Origin of the sequence: Paenibacillus solanacearum (assembly GCF_910593845.1) — a bacterium.
Classification (GTDB): domain Bacteria; phylum Bacillota; class Bacilli; order Paenibacillales; family NBRC-103111; genus Paenibacillus_G; species Paenibacillus_G solanacearum.
In genome coordinates this window covers 13110-30692 of record NZ_CAJVAS010000021.1, presented here as the reverse complement: position 1 = coordinate 30692, position 17583 = coordinate 13110, and the positions used below count along the sequence as shown (strand labels likewise).

The following is a 17583-nucleotide window of genomic DNA, read 5'->3' as shown; positions in this document are numbered from 1 at the left end:
ATAAGGTATAAGAACATTAACTGTATATTTGTAAGCCCTTTCAAAAATAAATGTATCCGTTATGCCACAGCATGTATATAGACAAGAAATGAAACCATATGGAGTATTGTTCGATCCTCGTATCAGGCTTGCCGCAGCCGGGCGAACGAGCCCGGCCCATGTCGCCTATGGCACGCACGAAGCGGGTCATAGCCCGACATGGGCCGACGTCTCGCCGCCAACCATTCAGTCCTTACGGTCGCTGGCTTTCACAGTAAAGAGGCTCAGCACGACGGTGAGAATCACGTAAGTCCAAAATCCATGAAGCTCAAATCCCGGCAGCAATCGGTCCAGCAGCCATAGTTTTATAGGCGTCAGCACGACCGAGGCTGCCATCAATAGCGGTGTAGTCAGGCAGCCAATTCCGACAATAATGGACAGGAAAGAAAGTGTTAATAAAAAGCTGTACAGAAAGCTGATCACAAACATCAGAACGGTGGCGAGCACTATGGTGCGGGTATCCGCTATCGAGACATGCTGATGAAAATACGCGTTTCCAAGCCAAAAGACAGCAAAGGTGACCAGCAGATTGAGTACGTTTCGCATTGCCATTCCTCCTCGCCTTTCCGTAATGGACGGACCGAAGCGTGTTATGGGAAGCTGCACCCGTCTTTCCTTATTTTAACATAGTAACCCTCCCTGCGTTGTTTTCTCCGTATAAAAATAGAAAGAGGCCTATGGGCGTCCAAATGGCCTCCCTCCATACGCCCTTGCATGCATCCAGTATCAAATTGGTTTAAATTTGGAAGCGGCATCCGTTAACGGCCGCGTCGCTTGCTTGGTGTCCCGCCTCAATCCGTTTGCAATGTATTTATGCCAAACAAGCTCTCCATGAACGATTCAATCGTTTGGAGAGCTTTCATTGCATGTTTGACGCCGGTGCTGTTGAGAAGCTTACATGCCTCCGATGGTAGGATACCAGTCCAACCGGCGGGGATCTTGATGGAAACGGGCGTAGTAGTCGCCCTTTTGCTCATAATACCGTTCATATTTCTCCATCTTTTCCTCATCAAGTTCCACTCCGAGACCCGGCCCGGCAGGCACCTTGATGCAGCCGTTCTCATACTTCATCAGCCCCGTCGTCGTGATATCATCCGTCAAGTAGTGGTAATGCGCGTCGCCGGCAAACGTCATTTGCGGAATGGACGCAGCCGTATGCAGCATTGCGGCCAGCTCGATGCCGAACTCCACGCCGCTGTGCATAGCTATTCCGAGGCTGAACGTATTGCATACGGCGACCAGGTCTTTCACCCCGCGAGGGCCTTCCCAGTAGTGGATGTCCGTGAGGATAATATCGACTGCCCCCATCCGTATGGCCGGACCGAGGTCATCGAATTTATTAGGGTACATATTGGTCGCAATCGGGATGCGAACCTGATTGCGCACCGCCATATTGCCCTCCAGTCCCCAAGCCGGGTCCTCATAATATTCCAGCCCCAACGCTTCGAGCCGATGCCCCATTCGGATCGCCGTCGCGACAGACCAAGCCCCGTTCGGATCGATGCGCAGCCCGAAGCCATCACCCAGCCTCTTCCGGCACAGCTCCAGCACCCGCACCTCCTCCTCTGGAGCGACCACTCCCGCCTTTAGCTTCATGGACGTAATGCCGAGTTCATGATGCAGCTGCTCGCAATAATCGACCATATCCTCCGCGCATTGATCATCCCCTCCGCCAGGACGGTCATACCGCCAAAACAAATAGCCGATCATCGGTATGTCGTCGCGAACTTTGCCGCCGAGCAGATCGCATACCGGCCGGCGAAGCACTTTTCCTTGAATATCGAGGCATGCCATTTCGATCGCGGCATACAAGCGGGCGTTCGACATGTAATACACGCTTCGCAGCACCTTCAGCTTGATCATCTCTAGCGAGAACGGATCCAGCCCGACAATTCTAGGCTTCAGCTTGAGCAGCGCTCCTCGGGAATCCCCCCCGCCGACCTCGCCAAGACCGACAATGCCTTCATCGGTCATGAGTTCTAATATCGTGCGGAGAAAATAGCCCGGATGTACGCCCGTGCTGTGACGGAGCTGCCCCTGGATCGGAATGGCGACGCATCGAACCCTCATATCGATAATTTTCATATAAAGACCGCCCTTCTTACAGCTTCCCATACTTCTTGTAGATTTCAACCGGGTCGGCTCCCGAAGCGAATTCGGCTCTGGCGGCCGTCTCCGTATTCACGAGCGCCTCGGTCTTCTCCAGCACTTCAACGACCCATTGGCGCGGAATGACGACAACTCCGTCCAAATCGCCGAACAGAAAGTCGCCGGGATGCACTTGTACGACAGCGGATAGAGCTCCGCGAAGCGCTATCGGAATTTGCCAATCGTAATAACTCCAGCGCATATAAGCTTCTACGGGATTTTGGTACTGGCAGAATACAGGGAAGTTATCTTTCAGCAGGAACCCGGTATCGCGGCAGCCTCCATCCACTACCGCACCTACGACACCCGACGCCTTCCCCAGGACGGCATTCATCTCGCCGTAATGCGCCACCTGCGTATCGAAGCTGCAGTCGCGCGTATCTACCAGCGGAATGCCGAGCGAGCGCATATCGTTAAATAAATGAATTCGGCGCGTGCGTAAATTCTCGTCTCCTTTCGTATCCGGAATCCCTTTGATGGTGAAGGCTGGTCCTGCCAACACAAAGTCTTGCCGCACAGGCTTCAATCCGGCCGAAAGCGCCTGATAAGGCATCCCTAGATGGTCCAACACGTCATAGACCGCACCGGTATATAATTTTTTGTAACGCTCGATCAGTTCCGCTACGGGCACGCCGTATTCATAATTTTGCTTCCAATCCATGCTTGTCATCTCCTCAAATGCGTTATTTTTATCCTTTTATCATCAGCCCGCCATCCACCGGGATGGTCACGCCGGTGACGTATGCGGAAAGCCCGGAGGCTAGGTATACTGCCGTTCCCGCTACATCGGCCGCCTCGCCGATCCGGCACAGCGGAATAGAGTTCTCCGTGCTTTTCCGCACCTGCGGGTCCAGCAGCCTGTCCCGATTGAAATCGGTTTCAATCGCACCCGGCGCGATGCAGTTGACGCGAATCCGATCCGGGGCCAGTTCAACGGCCATCGCTCTCGTGAATGCCTCCACGCCCCCCTTGCTGGCGATATAGGCGCCGTCTCCCGCATAACCGCGATGCGCCCGTACGGATGAAATGTTGATCACGCAGCCCCCGCCGGTAGCACGAAAAAGCTTCAATGCGGCCTGCGTACAAAAAAAATGCCCCTTGAGGTTGACTGCCATAATACGGTCCCAACGGCTTTCATCCGTTTCTCCGAGCAGCCCGCGTATCGTCACTCCGGCGTTGTTAACCAAAATATCCAGTCTCCCCCAGCATTCCTGCAAATCCCGGAAGCACCGCTCGACCTCGTCGGGGCTGGACACATCCGCCTTCAGCTGTACATGCGGACTGTCCGACTCCTCCTTCTCGTTATGGAGAACGGCGACTTGCGCACCGTGGGCGGCGAATGCGCCGGCTATGGCGCTGCCTATGCCTCTGTTACCTCCGGTAACGACTGCCGTCTTGCCTTTCAGCAGCATGCTGTTCGGCCTCCTCTCTGCGATCCTTCCCCTTCATTGTAAGTTACCCCTTTACGATAACGAATGCAGAAAATACAATTATTTTATATACTTTCTTGCAAAAAGGAGGGGCGGCCTTGCATACGTATTCTCCAATCGAGGTCATTCATTATTACTATGGCGAATCCAAACCGGGCTTTATGCGGAGCGAGGACACGTACACGCACTGGGTTATGCTAACGGCGCAAGAAGGACGGTTTCAGTACGCTATGGAATCTGAGCGCGGTGAGGTTGGGCCCGGGCAAGTTCTCATATGCCCTCCGGGGGTGACGTTACAGCGTAAAACGATATCGGAGAACCTGTCGTTTCATTTTGTCGAATGGAAGTGGACGGCCGCCATCGAGGGGAGTTCATCCATCCGCGGGGCGATTGATATTGCGGACGAACCGAGGCTTCTTTCCAACTACAGTTATTTGAAGCAGCTTTCTCCGCGTATGGGAGTGGCTCAATCGCAGCAGATGGAGCATTACGTTTATGATATTGTGCTGCTCTGCATCCAATCCTCCGGCCTGCTCGCGGACCTTCGCAAGCAGATCGATCCAGTCGCCAGCCAGATCGCCGAGTATTTACGCCAACATGCGTGCGAGCCTCTCAAGCTTGAGGATGTGGCTGCCTCGTTCGGCATCCCGCCTTACCAATTAACGCGCCGCTTCAAGGCGGCCTATGCCAAGACGCCGATCCAATACCTTGTTTCCGCGCGGCTGCATCATATTAAAGAACTTCTCATCGAAACCGACCATACGATCGAGCATATCGCCCAGTTGTCCGGCTTTCAAAACGGGTTTTATTTAAGCCGCGTGTTCACGGAAAAGACCGGAATGAATCCTTCCGACTTTCGCAAAACACATCGAGTATAGCAACGGCCGACGTGCATTCAGAGCCTTCCTACCCAGAGGTAATATATGGAATACTTTCCATTTGCGCGAGCGTTTGATACAATAGTTATCAAACGTATGTTCGGAGTGTGATACCATGAACAAAGCCGTTCTGCCCGACTTCATTCGAGACGAAATTATCGATGATATGCACGCGAAGTTTCAATGGAAAGTTCTGTCCATCCTGCCAAGCGGGAAAGGCTACGGTAACGTGAGCTGGATTATGGATACGAATCAAGGTCCCCGCTTCGTCAAACAGTATTGCAAAATCAGGTACCGAAGCGGGTTAGACCATGTGCGGGAAGCGCTCAAACCCCAGCAGCGCATGCATCACGACGGGATTGCGTGTCAGCCGGTGTACGCTTTCGAAGGCGAGACGATTCACACAACCGCCTCGGGCGATCAGTATATGGTTTCCGGCGTGAGCGAGGGCCGTCATATCAATGCCGGGGAAGCGACGGCCGAGCAAATGTACAGTCTCGGCGAAGCAACCGGACGAATGCACCAGTGGATGAAGGCCAATATGCCGCCGTGCAATGCCTTGCACTGGGAGCTGTGGTCCAAAGAGAGCATGCTGAAGCGGCTGGGCAAAAATCGCGAGGAGACGCTCGCGGCCGGACACCAAACGTACGCGCAGGCAATCGAAAAGCAGAGAAACATCCTGAGTCGGCTGGATTTGGACGATTTGAAGTCCGCGGCTCACGGCTGGGCGCACTGGGACATGCACATCGATAACCTGCTGTTTCATAAAGACCGTGTAGCGGATATTTTGGATTTTGACCGGGTTCATTACGTTTACCCCGATTTTGATATTTCTCGGGCACTGCTCTCATGTTCGCTGGCTTCAAAATCGATGCGAATGGAAACCGTCGAGGCGTATGTGAACGGTTATCGCGCTTACAGCCCTTTGTCAGCGGAGCAGCTCGTCCGCTCCATTCGGCTGACCTGGTACAAGGAATGCAAATGGGTTCATGCGATGTACGCCAGAAACAAGCCGATGAGCCGTTTCATCGAGGAGATGATCTGGATCGGCGAGCATTGGGATGATTTGGCTAATGTGTTCGGAAACGTATAGTCTGCGAATTTCATGCAGAGAAGGAGCGGCAGCGCCCCGAAAATGTTCCCATTTGTAAGAACGCACGTTCCTGTATATAATAGAACATATATTCGTATACCAAGGAGCGTTCGATGCTATGAATAAAACGCAATTCGAACCGATTCAAGCCAAGCATGTGCTGAACTCCGTCAAGGCGCCGTCCATGCCTTTCGATTGGTCCATTAATCCGTACCGCGGCTGCCAGCACGGGTGCAGCTTTTGTTACGCCCGCTCCACGCATGCCTTTATGGGCCAAAATACGGACGATACGTTCCAGCATCATATTTTCTATAAAGTCAACGCCAAGCAAGCGCTGGAAGCCCAACTCGTCAAGATGCTGCGCTCCCAAGACGGCAGACGCAAGCTCGGCCGGGTCGCGATCGGCACGGCGACAGACCCGTACCAGCCCGTGGAGAAGCAAGCGAACTTAACGCGCCAATGCCTTGAAGTGCTGGCGAGCTATGGGATCCCCGTTACCATTACAACGCGCTCCCCGCTCGTCTTAAAGGATATCGATCTTCTTCAGACCATGAAGGGAAGCTCCGTCAATATCAGCATTCATACGCTGAACGTAACCATTTGGCGGGACTTCGAGCCGATGACGCCCTCCCCTCGCGCCCGGTTCGAGACGCTCGCCCGGCTGGCCGAGCGCGGGATCAAGACCGGGGTGTTCATGGCGCCCATCTTGCCGTATATTACCGACGATCAACAGGATATGGAGGCGATCGTGGAGCAAGCGTCCCGCGCCGGCGCCGGCTTTGTGATGGGCTCCGTGTTGCGCCTGAGTACCTCAGAGGTTAAAAGCTGGTTTTTCGCCACGCTGCAGCAGCGCTACCCTCATCTCGTACGACGGTATGCCGCCATGTATCACGGGTCGGGATATGCTTCCTCGCCGTACCGGGAAGCGATTCGTGCCAAAATCAACAAGCTGCTGGAGCAATACGGCCTTGCCGCCCTCGAACCTTACCAACCGGCTCCCTCTTTCACCGCCGCCGCTCCTTGCGAAGAAGCGCCTGTGCAGTTATCCTTTTCATTCGAAGGGGAGTTATCCGCACCCGTCGAGGCGGCTTCTCCGATGCATTGACTGACGGATTCTTTAGCGCAATGGCTTCCCCCCGCGCATTTGACGGACCGTTCAGCACGCTGTTATCATGAAGTCGAACATCAGGACGTTTCATTTGCCAAAGGCTTTCATTCGGAACGGCCTTTTTCGTTTTTATGGGGAATCGGACAAGGGAGGAATCGGAAATGGAGCTTGGATTAACGGGAAAAGTGGCGCTGATTACAGGCGGCAGCAAAGGCATCGGGCTGGTCACCGCCCTGACGCTGGCGAAGGAAGGGGCATCCGTCGCCATCTGTGCGCGCAATGAGGAGCATTTACAGAAAGCTTCTTCTATGATCATGGAGCAGACCGGAGCCCGGGTGCTCACTCTGCAGGCTGACGTATCGTCACCAGAAGATTGCGAGCGGATTGCCGCGTCGACCGCCGCGCATTTCGGCAGGCTGGATATTGTCGTCAACAATGCGGGTACGTCCGCAGCGGCACCGTTCCAGAACGTCACCGACGCGATGTGGTCGGACGATCTGGATCTGAAGCTGCACGGGGCGATTCGCGTTTCCCGCGCCGCGCTGCCGTATCTCCGTCAAGCAGGCGGCGGCGCCATCGTCAACATCGTCACCTCCGCAGCGAAGACGCCCCCGGCCTCTTCGCTGCCGACCAGCGTAAGCCGTGCCGCCGGCTTGGCGCTGACGAAGGCGATGAGCCGCGATCTTGCCGCGGATCGCATTCGCGTCAACGCGGTTTGCATCGGCACGATCCGCAGCGATCAGATCGAACGCAAGTGGAAGCAGGATGCACCCGAGCTGTCATGGGAGCAATATGCGAGCCAGCCGCGTCATCAAATTCCGCTCGGTCGAATCGGGGATACGCAAGAAGCGGCCAACGTCATCGCGTTTCTTGCTTCGTCGGCGGCTTCGTATGTAACCGGCACGGCGGTCAACGTCGACGGCGGCAAAGGCGCCGCCCTGTAGCGCTGTATTGGAGGGAAGCCTTTCCACAAAAGGCACACGATACATAGGCAGCGTGGCATAGCCCTGCTGCCTGTTTTTTTGTCGCTAGAGCCCCTGCCCCCTCGACTCGGTTGATCCGATGCGAAGCGCGAAATGCCCTTCGGCTCCGTAGTTTCCCTCAAGTTCTCAAATGCTTTAACGACGGTAGTCGCGATGATCTCTACAATAAAAAGACGGCCTGCAGCCTGCTGATATCCGTTACAAATCAGCAGACGACAGGCCGAATCGTTATTTCTAAAATTACAAGCCGACAGCGTGAACATCAGGATCGTAACTGTGCTTACAATCGCGTGAAACGGAAAATGTACGAGCTTTCGTACACCGACATCAGCTCGTCGCTCAGCGAACGAAAATATTTTTCCTGCGGGGAAACCGCGACGAAGTCAGTCGGGATTCTGCGCTTGATCTCCACCTGGAACCCTTCGTTCATAAAAGCTTTGGCAATCTCGTCAATCGTGTGGATATTGGCGGTCAAATGGCTGTACTTCTCGATTTCTTCTTTAAAAAATTGTTTGCTCGGATTGGATGACAGGTCGTTGTAGGTGACGTAATAGACGCCGCCCGGCCGGAGCGCCTGGCTCAATTTCCATGCGTGCGTCTTCAAATCGTCGATCAAGTAGATGACCGATAAACAGAAAGCCAGATCGAACTTGCGCTCGAGTTCCTCCGGCGCGCCGGAGACAATATAATCGATAGGCAGGTCGCCTTTGCGTTCATTGGCGATTGCGACCGACTCCCATCCCAGATCAATGCCGACCGCTTCCTTGAACGGCTTGATTTGATGAAGCAGCCGCAAAAAACCGCCCCGATTGCAGCCGAAATCCAGCACGGAGCTAGCCGACAAGTCGTCTTCCCGCATACTGGAAATCACCTGCTGCCAGCCTTTCAGATGTCCCTCTTCCATGACGGATTCGCGTTCCGTATTGCTCCACCATACATTGTAGCTTTGCTCATTCGTACTCATCGCTTACCACTCCTTTTCATTGGTTGTTATGCGGTGATTCCATGATCTTTCTCAACCCGACGCCCGCTAGACTGCCGAGAAGGCTGCCGGGCTGGACACGCGGCGCTCTCGCGGATGGGTTGGCAAAATGGACGCCAGCAGCTGCCTGGATACCGGATGCTTCATCGAAGATAGCGGCTCCTTCGCGCTTACCGTCTCGACGATTCGTCCGCTGGACATGACGGCCACTTGATCGGATATGGACCGAACGGCCATCAAGTCGTGCGAAATGAACAAATACGACAACTTGAACTGCCGCTTCAGCTCCGCCAGCAGCTGCAAAATTTGATGCTGAATGAGCACATCGAGGCTGCTGACCGCTTCATCCAGCACGACCAGCTTCGGCTTCAGCGCGATCGCCCGGGCGATGCTGATCCGCTGCAGCTGTCCTCCGCTGAATTGATGCGGATATTTGGTCATATCCTCCGGCTGCAGGCCGACCGCGACAAGCAGTTCCTGCACCGCTCGCTTCTCCTCACCGGCGCCGAGCTTCTCGAAGTTGGCCAGCGGTTCCCGAATCGATTCGTACGCTGGCCAACGCGGATTCAGCGAGCTGTAGCAATCCTGAAAGACGGTTTGAATTTGCCGCCGCATCCGCATGCGTTCGCTTTTGGACAAGGCAAGCATGTTGCTGCCTTCGAACCAGATTTCGCCGGCATCCGGCTTCTCCAGACCGAGAATCATTTTGCCGAGCGTGCTTTTGCCGGAGCCGCTTTCCCCGACGAGCCCCAGGCACGTGCCTTGCTCCAGCGTCAGGCAAATATCGTCGGCCACCTTCACCATGGGCTTGCGGAACAAGGACGAACCGCCGAGCGCATAGCTTTTATGAACATGCTTTAATTCAAGCATACGGACCTCCTCTTGAAGCCGGCGCTGCGCCGGACGGAATGCCGGGTCTGGCTTGCAGCAGCATCCGCGTATACGGGTGCTGCGGACGGTCGAACAGGTCGGCCACCGGCGCCTGCTCCACGATGCTCCCCTGATTCATCACCATCACCCGATCGGCCATATAGGCGATCACGCCAAGATCATGCGAGACAAGCAGCATCGCCGTTTGCTGCTCCTGGCACAGCCGGTACATTTGCTCCAGCAGCTGGACCTGATGCGTCGTATCCAAAGCGGTCGTAGGCTCGTCCGCAATCAGCACCGCCGGCTGCAGCGACATCGCGATCGCGATCATCACCCGCTGCAGCATGCCCCCGCTTAATTGAAACGGATACTGCTTCAACAGCTTGTCCGGATGAGCCAGCCCCGTTTTCGCTAAATACGTGACAGCCAGCTCCTTCGCTTCCTTGCGGGTAAACGATCCGTGGGCGCGAAGCGTCTCGATAAAATGGTGGCCGATCGTGAGCGTCGGATTGAACGCGCTCATCGGATTTTGCATAATGACCGCGATCTCGCGGCCCCGAACGCTTCGCATCCGGCTCGCTTGCAGCTGCAGCAAATTCTGCGACCCGAGGAAGATCGCCCCCTGCTCAACGACGGCCGCTTCTTGAAGCAGCCCCAGTATCGCCAGACAGGTCATCGTTTTGCCGCTGCCGCTCGCCCCGACAAGACCGAGAATCTCCCCTTGATGCAAGTCGAAGCTGACGTCGTTCACGATCTTCTTCCGGCCTTGAGGCGTGGCGACGCTGATGTGCAGATGCTCCACGCGCAAGGCGATGCACTTGTCCATTTACTTGACCTCCCATGTTTCCTGACGCGGATCGAATGCGTCCCGCAAGGCGTCGCCGATGAAATTAAAAGCCATGACGACGAGAAGGATACACAGCCCGGGATAAAGCATCAGCAGCGGATGGCTCTTCAGAAACGGCTTGCTGTCGTTCAGCATCGCGCCCCATTCCGGCGTCGGCGGCTGAATGCCCAGCCCCAGGAACGAGAGGCCCGATATGCTCAATATAATGCTACCGAGATTCAAGGTAGCCAGCACGAGCGTAGGCGGCAATATATTCGGCAGAATGTGCGCCGCCATGATTTTGTAGCCGGGCGTCCCCGCGATTTTGGCGGCTGCGATGAAATGCTGCTGCTTGGCCGTAATGACCATGCCGCGGATCCAGCGCGCGTACCATACCCAGTACGACATCACCATCGCGAACACGACATTCCCGAGCCCCGGACCGAGAATGCCGAGCATCGCCAGCGAAAGAATGAGACTCGGGAACGCCATGAGCAAATCGCAAAAGCGCATAAACACGCGATCGACAATCCCGCCGCTGTAACCGGAAATCGTCCCGACTACGACGCTGACGACAATGATCAGCACCATAACGACGAAGGCGATGCCGAGCGATATGCGGGTTCCGTAGATGAGCCGCGACAAGATGTCTCTGCCCAGATGGTCGGTCCCCAGCCAAAAGTCCGGGGACGGCCCCTCCAGCTTATGCTCCAGCGAGATATCGTTCGGATCATGCGGCGTGAGCCACGGCGCAACCAGGGCAACGACCAGCATTACGGCAAGCATCATGCAGCTGAGCAGCGTCAGTTTATTGCGAATCAGCTTGTTCCACACGGCGGAATTCATGCTAATGCGCTCCTTTCCGGCGCACGCGGGGGTCGATGATCATGTGGAAAATATCGATCAGCAAATTGCATACGATAATGATCGTCGTGACCAACAGCACGTAGCATAAAATAACCGGGTAATCCCTGCCGAACAAAGCATTGACGAAATGACGCCCGATGCCCGGCCAGGCAAACACATTTTCCACGATGATCGAACCGCTCAATTTATGGCCGATATGCATCCCCATCGTCGTGACCAGCGGCGTCAGCGCATTCTTCAATACATGCTTGCCGATGACGAAGCGCTCGCGGATGCCCCTCGCCCGGGCATAGAGCACATACGGCTGATGAAGCTCGTCCAGCGTGCTGCCCCGGAGCATCCGCGTGTACACTGCGACGGATGCGAGAGCCAGCGTGAAGGAAGGCAGCGCCAGATGCAGCAGGCCGCCCCTCCCCGATACCGGAAATATATCGAGCTTCAGCGAGAACAAGTAAATCAGCAGAAACCCCAGGCAAAAGCTCGGCGTCGCTGCTCCGACGAACGACAGCGTCCGGCTGAGATGGTCGAACATCCGGTCTTTGTACAGCGCCGACAACATGCCGATCGGCAGGCTGATCACGAAGGCAAGCGCGATCGATGAGAAGGTCAGCTGCAGCGTCGCCGGAAGATAGGCCATCATTTCGTCCCATACCGGCCTTTTGCTGATGTAGGATGTGCCGAAATCGAGCCGCAGCGCGCCGCCCAGCCAGCTGAGGTACTGCACATACAGCGGACGGTCAAGACCAAGCTCCGTGCGGACGAGCGCCAGCGCCTCGTCCGATACCGGAATTTTGGATAAGCGCAGGTACGCTTCCGCCGGATCGACGGGAAGCAGCCGGACGAACAGGAAGGTTATTACGGAAACGCCGAACAAAATCGGTATAACGCTAAGTATTCGCCTTACGATGAGCCAGGCCATCATTCCCTATAAGCTCCTATTCCTTATCCATTTTCTCGAAGGGAATCTCGCTGTTCATCTGACCGAACTTCACGCCCTTGATGTTCTTCTGGTACACGGTCAGATTCGTGCCGTACGAAATCGGCAGGTACACCGCCTGGTCGTGCAGCGTCGTCAAGATGTAATTATACAGCTCCTGACGCGTCTTCTCGTCCGTGCTGAGCAGCGCGGCTTCGATCTTCTGGTCGAGCTCCTTTTTCATCGGCAGTCCGGCCTGCGCTTGATAGTCGGCATGCGACGGCACGCGCATCGACGACACCATCGCATGCGGATCGTACGGGATGCCGAACGTATCGCTGAAGATCATATGGAAGTTGCCGTTCGTTTGACGCTGCCCGAACAGCTGGCTCTCTTCGCCGATGAGCTTCACGTTGATGCCGATTTTGCGCAGATCGCCTTGAAGCACTTCCGCAATCGCCTTATGCACATTGTTCGCGCTGTCGAAGCTGAGCTCCAGCTCCAGCGGAACGCCGTCCTTCTCGCGGAACTCTTTCTTCACCGGCAGCACCCATCCGGCATCATTCAGCAGCTTCTCCGCTTTGCTCACATCGTACGCGTACGGCGTCAGCTTGACGTTGGAATAAGGGAAGCTCGGAGGGAACAGCGTGTCGGCCAGCTTGTCCGTGCCGTAAAACACATTGTTGATGACCGCTTTCTTGTTGAAGGCATGCTCGATGGCTTTGCGGACGTTAATGTCCTTGAGCGGCCCTTTATTCGTATTCAGCGCGATCGACTTCGTAAAGAGCGGCTCGGAGATGGCCGTTTCGTATTTGCCGGATTCCTTCAAATATTTGAACGAGTCCAGACTGATGCTGCCGTCGCCGTAAATGACATCGATGTCTTTCTTCTCGAACGCCAGCACCCTCGATTCGCCGTCGGGGATGACGGCGACGCGGATTTTGTCCGCTTTGGGCTTCTCGCCCCAATAGTTCGGATTTCTGCTGAATTCTGCGTATTCATTGCTCTTGTAATCCGTCAGCACCCAAGGTCCGGTACCGATCGGCGCTTTGATTCCTTCCGACGTGTTACCGCTCGCCGGGAAGCCCGCATCGCCCAGGAAGCGAATCGGCCGAATCAACGCCAGCTCCTGCAGCATCGGATAATACGGGTTGGCCAGTACGATTCGCACGGTGTACTCGTCCACCTTGACGGCGTCCTTGAGCTGATTCACGAGCTCAAGCCAGCTGTGGCGCTGCTTGTTCGCCAGTACGGCTTTTACGTTTTTGACGACGTTGTCCGCATTGAACGATGTTCCGTCGGAAAACTTGACGTCCTTGCGCAGGAAGAACGTGTACGTCTTGCCATCACCGGACACCTCCCACTTCTCCGCCAAATGGGGGACGACTTTACCGTCCACATATTTCACAAGCGATTCATACACCATGTTCTGCGCGAACATTTGGTTCGGCGCATACATGTGCGGATTCAGCGGACCGATATCGTTCGCCGAAGAGAAGCGGATCGTCTTCGCCCCGGCTTCCGCCGCCTTCCCGTTGCCCGCAGCCGTACCTGGGGATGGCTTCTCGCTGCAAGCGGAGAGCAGGAGCGTGGCGCTGAGCAGAATAGGAAGCCATTTCGAACAAGTCGACAACCTTTTGGATGAACCAAACATAAAAACATTTCACCTCGATCAATGGAATGCAACATATCGATACAGCGGATTAACATAATTTTCTAAAATCGTGTTATGATTTTAATAAAATGTAGCACACTTTTCCACAAAAATAAATACAAAAATTCAGATCATTCGGAAAAAGCAAAACACGCCCGGCCATCTCTCGGCCGAGCGCATTCCCGATCCACTATGCTGTTCTCTACTCGGCCTTGCTCCCGGCAACGATAAATCTGCGGTGGCTGTCGATAAAGCTCCAGCGATAAGCGAGCGGGAACGACTCCGCGTCAGCCGCCAGCAGATGCTGCACGTCATGCTCCTCTATCGCCTGCAGCCCCGCCGCTTCCATTAATGCGATCACCTTGCCCGGATCCACCCCGCTGAAGGGAAGCAGGTGCGCTGCGTCGTCATAGCCCCGCCCTTTTCCTTTCCACGGGATCTTCCCTTTGGTGAAGAACGTCAGCGTATGACCCATCGCAATGCGCAGCTTCTGCTTGCGCGACAAATGCCGGTTCGTCCAGTCTCCGTCCATAATCAGCAGCCTGCCGCCCGGCTTGAGCACGCGCATCCATTCCCGGATCGCCTTTCCCGGGCGGGGCAGCGTCCAGAGCAAATGCCGGTTGGCCACCACATCGAAGGAATGGTCGGCGAACGGGAGCGCTTCGGCATCGCCCTGAAGGAACGTGCACATTAGCTGCCGCTGCGCCGCCTTCTTCGCTGCGATCTCCAGCATGTTGGGCGACAGGTCGAGACCTGACACGCGATGGCCCATTCGCGCGAATTGCAGCGCAAGAAATCCCGGCCCCGTCCCGACGTCGAGAATATCGAGCGGCCCTTCCCCCTGCGGAGCGACCAGGCCGTGCAGCGTCTCATGCCACAGCCGCTGCTGTTTCTCCGTTTGCAAATACATGTCGCTTCGCCCCGCATACTCGCGGGAGCGCCAATCCCAATCCTCGGTAATTCTTTGTTTCAGATTATGGCTCGACAACGCTCTCCACCCTCACTCAGCCAAATGCTTGTCCATATGCACCGTTTCATAAGAATCGAACGGCTCCAGCCGGAACGTGAATCCCTGCTTCTCCCAGAACCCGACGGCGCCCGGCAAGAAGCGGTGCGTATGCAAGTACATGAATTCATATCCTTTGTCCCGCGCGGAGGGCAGCAGCTCGCGGACCAGGGCGGTGCCCAGTCCATGACGCCGCAGCTCCGGCTTGACGTAACATTTTACCAATTCTGCGGTCTTCCGATCGGCGTAGTTTCCTTTGATCTCGGCGATCCGGTCGTCATAAGGCAAAAAAGCCGCCGTCGCCGCAATCGCTCCGTTCTTATCGAAAGCGGCGAGCAGCGTCGCCGTCGCCGACCGGTAATAAACGTCCCGAAAAGCGAGCAGATCGGGCGGAAGCGCATCTGGGTCCAGCATCGGGAACACTTCCCTGACGATCTCCATCACGAAATCGATGGCTGCGGGCAGCTCGTCCAGCTCAATCTCTCGGATCACATAGTCGCTCAAATCTGCGCTCACTCCTGCTCCCTCTCTCTCTCTGTCGCCTCAGCGGGCGATGTCCGCAAGTGTTACATTCATATTAAAAAGTAACACATCAGGAGGTAGCTGTAAACCCGTTTCGCCGGAAACGCGGCAGCTACGGGCACCACCAGTTCCACTTGCCGAGCAGGTGCATCAGCGACGGAACGAGCACCATCCGGATGATCGTCGCATCGATCAGAATCGCCGCCGCAATGCCGATGCCGAGCTGCTTCACCCCGGCGACTTCGCCGAGGGCGAACGGTGCGGTGACGGCGATCATCATCGCCGCAGCCGAGTTAATGATGCCACCGGCTGCGGACAAGCCTGCCAGTACGGCGCGGCTGTTGTCCCTTGTGTGCCTGTACGCCTCGAACATTCGCGATACGAGGAATACCCCGTAGTCCATGCTGATGCCGAACACGAGCCCGAATATAAACACCGGAATCATGATCGCGATGCTGCCCGGCTCGATGCCGAAGCGCCCCTCCTGAAATATCCATGTGAGAATGCCGAACGAAGCACCGAGACTGAGCAAGTTCATCGCCATCATCTTGACCGGCAGAAGAACGGATTGGAAGGCAGCCAGCAGCACCGCATAATTGGAGATGAAAATAAAGAAGAGCACATATTTGATGTTGTCAAAAATGCAGTCGAACACTTCCTGCCGGTATTTCCCCTCGCCCCCGATCATAAACGGAAGCGCGGATAATGTGCCTTCCCGCTCCCACTGCCTAAGCCAGCGCATCACTTCCGGGGAAGAAGAATCCCCTTCCAGAGTAACGCGCATCAGCATGCGGCTATCTTTCACAAACGATGAAAGGATCGGCTCGTAGCTCGCCCTGACTGCTGCTGGCCTCTGATGCAAGTACAACAGCGATTCGGGGGACATGCGCAGGTGCGAGAAGACAGACTCCACCTGCCGTACGGCCGGATCGCGCTCCAATCGCTGCGCCAGCGCGAAAGCTTGCTGCCAGTCTTGTTGGCTCCAGCGCGGAGATACTCCTTGCGCGATGAAGTAAACCTCCGTACTCGTCCGGTCGACGAAATGGGCCTGATATGCTTCGAAGGCCGCACGGGAAGCGGCATTCGGCGGCAAGGAGGTCGCATCCGGAATCGCCAGCTGCATGTCGCGCAAAGGCGCCAAGCAGAGGACCAGCAGCACCGAAGCAAGCAGCCCCAGACGAATCGGCCTCTTCATCACAAAGGCCGCCATCGCCTCCCGGAAGCCGTCCCGCCGGACGGCAGCGCGCCGGCTGCTCTCCGCCTTCAGCACAGGCGCCAGCCAGTAGAGCAGCGCGGGGACAAGCGTGAACGCGAGCAGTGCGGACATCGTCAGCACCGTCATCGCGCCGATCGCAATGGAGGTAAACATCGGCAGCGGGATGAACAGAATGCCCACCAAGCCGAAGAAGACGCATGCCGCCGAATAGAGCACCGCCCGGCCCGCCGTCTGCATCGTCGTCATCAGCGCCGGTGACGCCTGCTGCTTCACCAGCTCCTCCCGGAATCGGCTGACGAGCATTAAGGCAAAATCAATGCTTAGTGCGAGCCCGACCATCGGAATGACATTCAGCACAAAGTTGGACATCTCGATCGCATGTCCCAGCCAATAGATCAGTCCCATCGTGCAGGCGACGCCGATCACCCCGATGACGACGGGAATGGCCGCAGCGGCAAGACTCCCGAACGCCAGCCAGAGGATCAGGAAGGCGGCCGGAATGCCGAGCCGCTCCGCTTGACCGAGATCCGAGCGGCTGGCCCGGTTCACCTCCGCCTGCACGACCGGTTTGCCGGTCAATGTCGCGGACATGGAAGCATTACGGGGTAAGCGCCGCTGCATTTCGTCGATGACCGGCTTCATCTCATGGGGCGGCTGTTGGAAGGCAAACAGCGCATAAGCCGTATGCGTCTGCAGCATTCCTTCCCTCTCCAGCGGGGATACGACTTGGGCCAGTCCGTCGATGCCCTGCAGCGCTGCCAGCGTCTGGGCAATGTACTGGCGGAACTGCTCATCGGATACGGCATGCCGCTGTTCGAACAGAATCATCACAGGGTCCCGGGGAATGTGAAACTCAGAGGACAATAATCTTTCCACCCGAACATAGGCACCGTCCGGCGTGAGGCCGTGGTCCTTCAGAACGGCGGGCAGCTTGAGGGCATACCATCCGAACAACAGCAAAGCCATCATCCACAGCAGGATGATGGTTTTCGGGTATCGAACAGACAGGAGAGCAAGCTTCAGCACACGCATAACCATGCCCTCC

17 protein-coding genes are annotated in these 17583 nt (G+C 56.1%); 4 read left to right on the top strand and 13 right to left on the bottom strand.

The window, feature by feature from the left end:
* Positions 1 to 225 precede the first annotated feature (225 nt).
* From KXG62_RS20495 to KXG62_RS20480, 4 genes are all read right to left on the bottom strand, one after another.
* Positions 226 to 585: a phage holin family protein gene (locus KXG62_RS20495; protein WP_218093874.1), complete on the bottom strand. Its 360-nt coding sequence runs from the start codon at positions 583 to 585 to the stop codon at positions 226 to 228.
* Positions 586 to 933: 348 nt separating this feature from the next.
* A complete protein-coding gene (locus KXG62_RS20490) occupies positions 934 to 2124 on the bottom strand; it encodes an enolase C-terminal domain-like protein (RefSeq protein ID WP_218093873.1) in 1191 nt (396 codons plus the stop codon).
* Positions 2125 to 2140: 16 nt separating this feature from the next.
* Positions 2141 to 2848, bottom strand: a complete 708-nt coding sequence (locus tag KXG62_RS20485; protein WP_218093872.1) for an RraA family protein — start codon at positions 2846 to 2848, stop codon at positions 2141 to 2143.
* A gap of 28 nt (positions 2849 to 2876) precedes the next feature.
* Positions 2877 to 3599 (bottom strand): SDR family NAD(P)-dependent oxidoreductase, encoded by a 723-nt coding sequence (locus KXG62_RS20480; RefSeq protein ID WP_218093871.1) that lies wholly within the window; start codon positions 3597 to 3599, stop codon positions 2877 to 2879.
* Between the two features lie 116 nt (positions 3600 to 3715).
* Between KXG62_RS20480 and KXG62_RS20475 the strand changes: the two genes are divergently transcribed.
* The 4 genes from KXG62_RS20475 to KXG62_RS20460 all read left to right on the top strand — a co-directional run bounded on the left by KXG62_RS20475 (position 3716) and on the right by KXG62_RS20460 (position 7640).
* The gene (locus KXG62_RS20475) at positions 3716 to 4495 is read left to right on the top strand and encodes a helix-turn-helix transcriptional regulator (protein ID WP_218093870.1); all 780 of its coding nucleotides are present in this window, start codon (positions 3716 to 3718) and stop codon (positions 4493 to 4495) included.
* Between the two features lie 115 nt (positions 4496 to 4610).
* Positions 4611 to 5588, top strand: coding sequence for a phosphotransferase (locus KXG62_RS20470; protein WP_218093869.1), 978 nt, complete (start codon positions 4611 to 4613; stop codon positions 5586 to 5588).
* Between the two features lie 118 nt (positions 5589 to 5706).
* Positions 5707 to 6693, top strand: a complete 987-nt coding sequence (locus tag KXG62_RS20465) for an SPL family radical SAM protein (RefSeq protein ID WP_218093868.1) — start codon at positions 5707 to 5709, stop codon at positions 6691 to 6693.
* Positions 6694 to 6857: 164 nt separating this feature from the next.
* On the top strand, positions 6858 to 7640 hold the full coding sequence (locus tag KXG62_RS20460) for an SDR family NAD(P)-dependent oxidoreductase (protein WP_218093867.1): 783 nt from the start codon (positions 6858 to 6860) through the stop codon (positions 7638 to 7640).
* A gap of 319 nt (positions 7641 to 7959) precedes the next feature.
* On the opposite strand, the gene KXG62_RS20455 is transcribed toward KXG62_RS20460, so the two are convergent.
* The 9 genes from KXG62_RS20455 to KXG62_RS20415 all read right to left on the bottom strand — a co-directional run bounded on the left by KXG62_RS20455 (position 7960) and on the right by KXG62_RS20415 (position 17570).
* Positions 7960 to 8643: a class I SAM-dependent methyltransferase gene (locus KXG62_RS20455; RefSeq protein ID WP_218093866.1), complete on the bottom strand. Its 684-nt coding sequence runs from the start codon at positions 8641 to 8643 to the stop codon at positions 7960 to 7962.
* A 66-nt stretch (positions 8644 to 8709) separates the two neighbouring features.
* Positions 8710 to 9531 (bottom strand): ATP-binding cassette domain-containing protein, encoded by an 822-nt coding sequence (locus KXG62_RS20450; RefSeq protein ID WP_218093865.1) that lies wholly within the window; start codon positions 9529 to 9531, stop codon positions 8710 to 8712.
* A complete protein-coding gene (locus KXG62_RS20445) occupies positions 9524 to 10357 on the bottom strand; it encodes an ABC transporter ATP-binding protein (RefSeq protein ID WP_218093864.1) in 834 nt (277 codons plus the stop codon). The genes KXG62_RS20450 and KXG62_RS20445 overlap by 8 nt, the downstream gene beginning before the upstream one ends.
* Entirely contained in the window at positions 10358 to 11203 is an 846-nt protein-coding gene (gene nikC, locus KXG62_RS20440) for a nickel ABC transporter permease subunit NikC (RefSeq protein ID WP_218093863.1), read from the bottom strand.
* A 1-nt stretch (position 11204) separates the two neighbouring features.
* Entirely contained in the window at positions 11205 to 12143 is a 939-nt protein-coding gene (nikB, locus tag KXG62_RS20435; RefSeq protein WP_218093940.1) for a nickel ABC transporter permease, read from the bottom strand.
* A 16-nt stretch (positions 12144 to 12159) separates the two neighbouring features.
* Entirely contained in the window at positions 12160 to 13794 is a 1635-nt protein-coding gene (gene nikA / locus KXG62_RS20430; protein ID WP_218093862.1) for a nickel ABC transporter substrate-binding protein, read from the bottom strand.
* Between the two features lie 202 nt (positions 13795 to 13996).
* Positions 13997 to 14782: a class I SAM-dependent methyltransferase gene (locus KXG62_RS20425; protein WP_218093861.1), complete on the bottom strand. Its 786-nt coding sequence runs from the start codon at positions 14780 to 14782 to the stop codon at positions 13997 to 13999.
* A gap of 12 nt (positions 14783 to 14794) precedes the next feature.
* Positions 14795 to 15316 (bottom strand): GNAT family N-acetyltransferase, encoded by a 522-nt coding sequence (locus KXG62_RS20420; RefSeq protein ID WP_218093860.1) that lies wholly within the window; start codon positions 15314 to 15316, stop codon positions 14795 to 14797.
* Positions 15317 to 15434: 118 nt separating this feature from the next.
* A complete protein-coding gene (locus tag KXG62_RS20415; RefSeq protein WP_218093859.1) occupies positions 15435 to 17570 on the bottom strand; it encodes an MMPL family transporter in 2136 nt (711 codons plus the stop codon).
* Between the last annotated feature and the right edge of the window lie 13 nt (positions 17571 to 17583).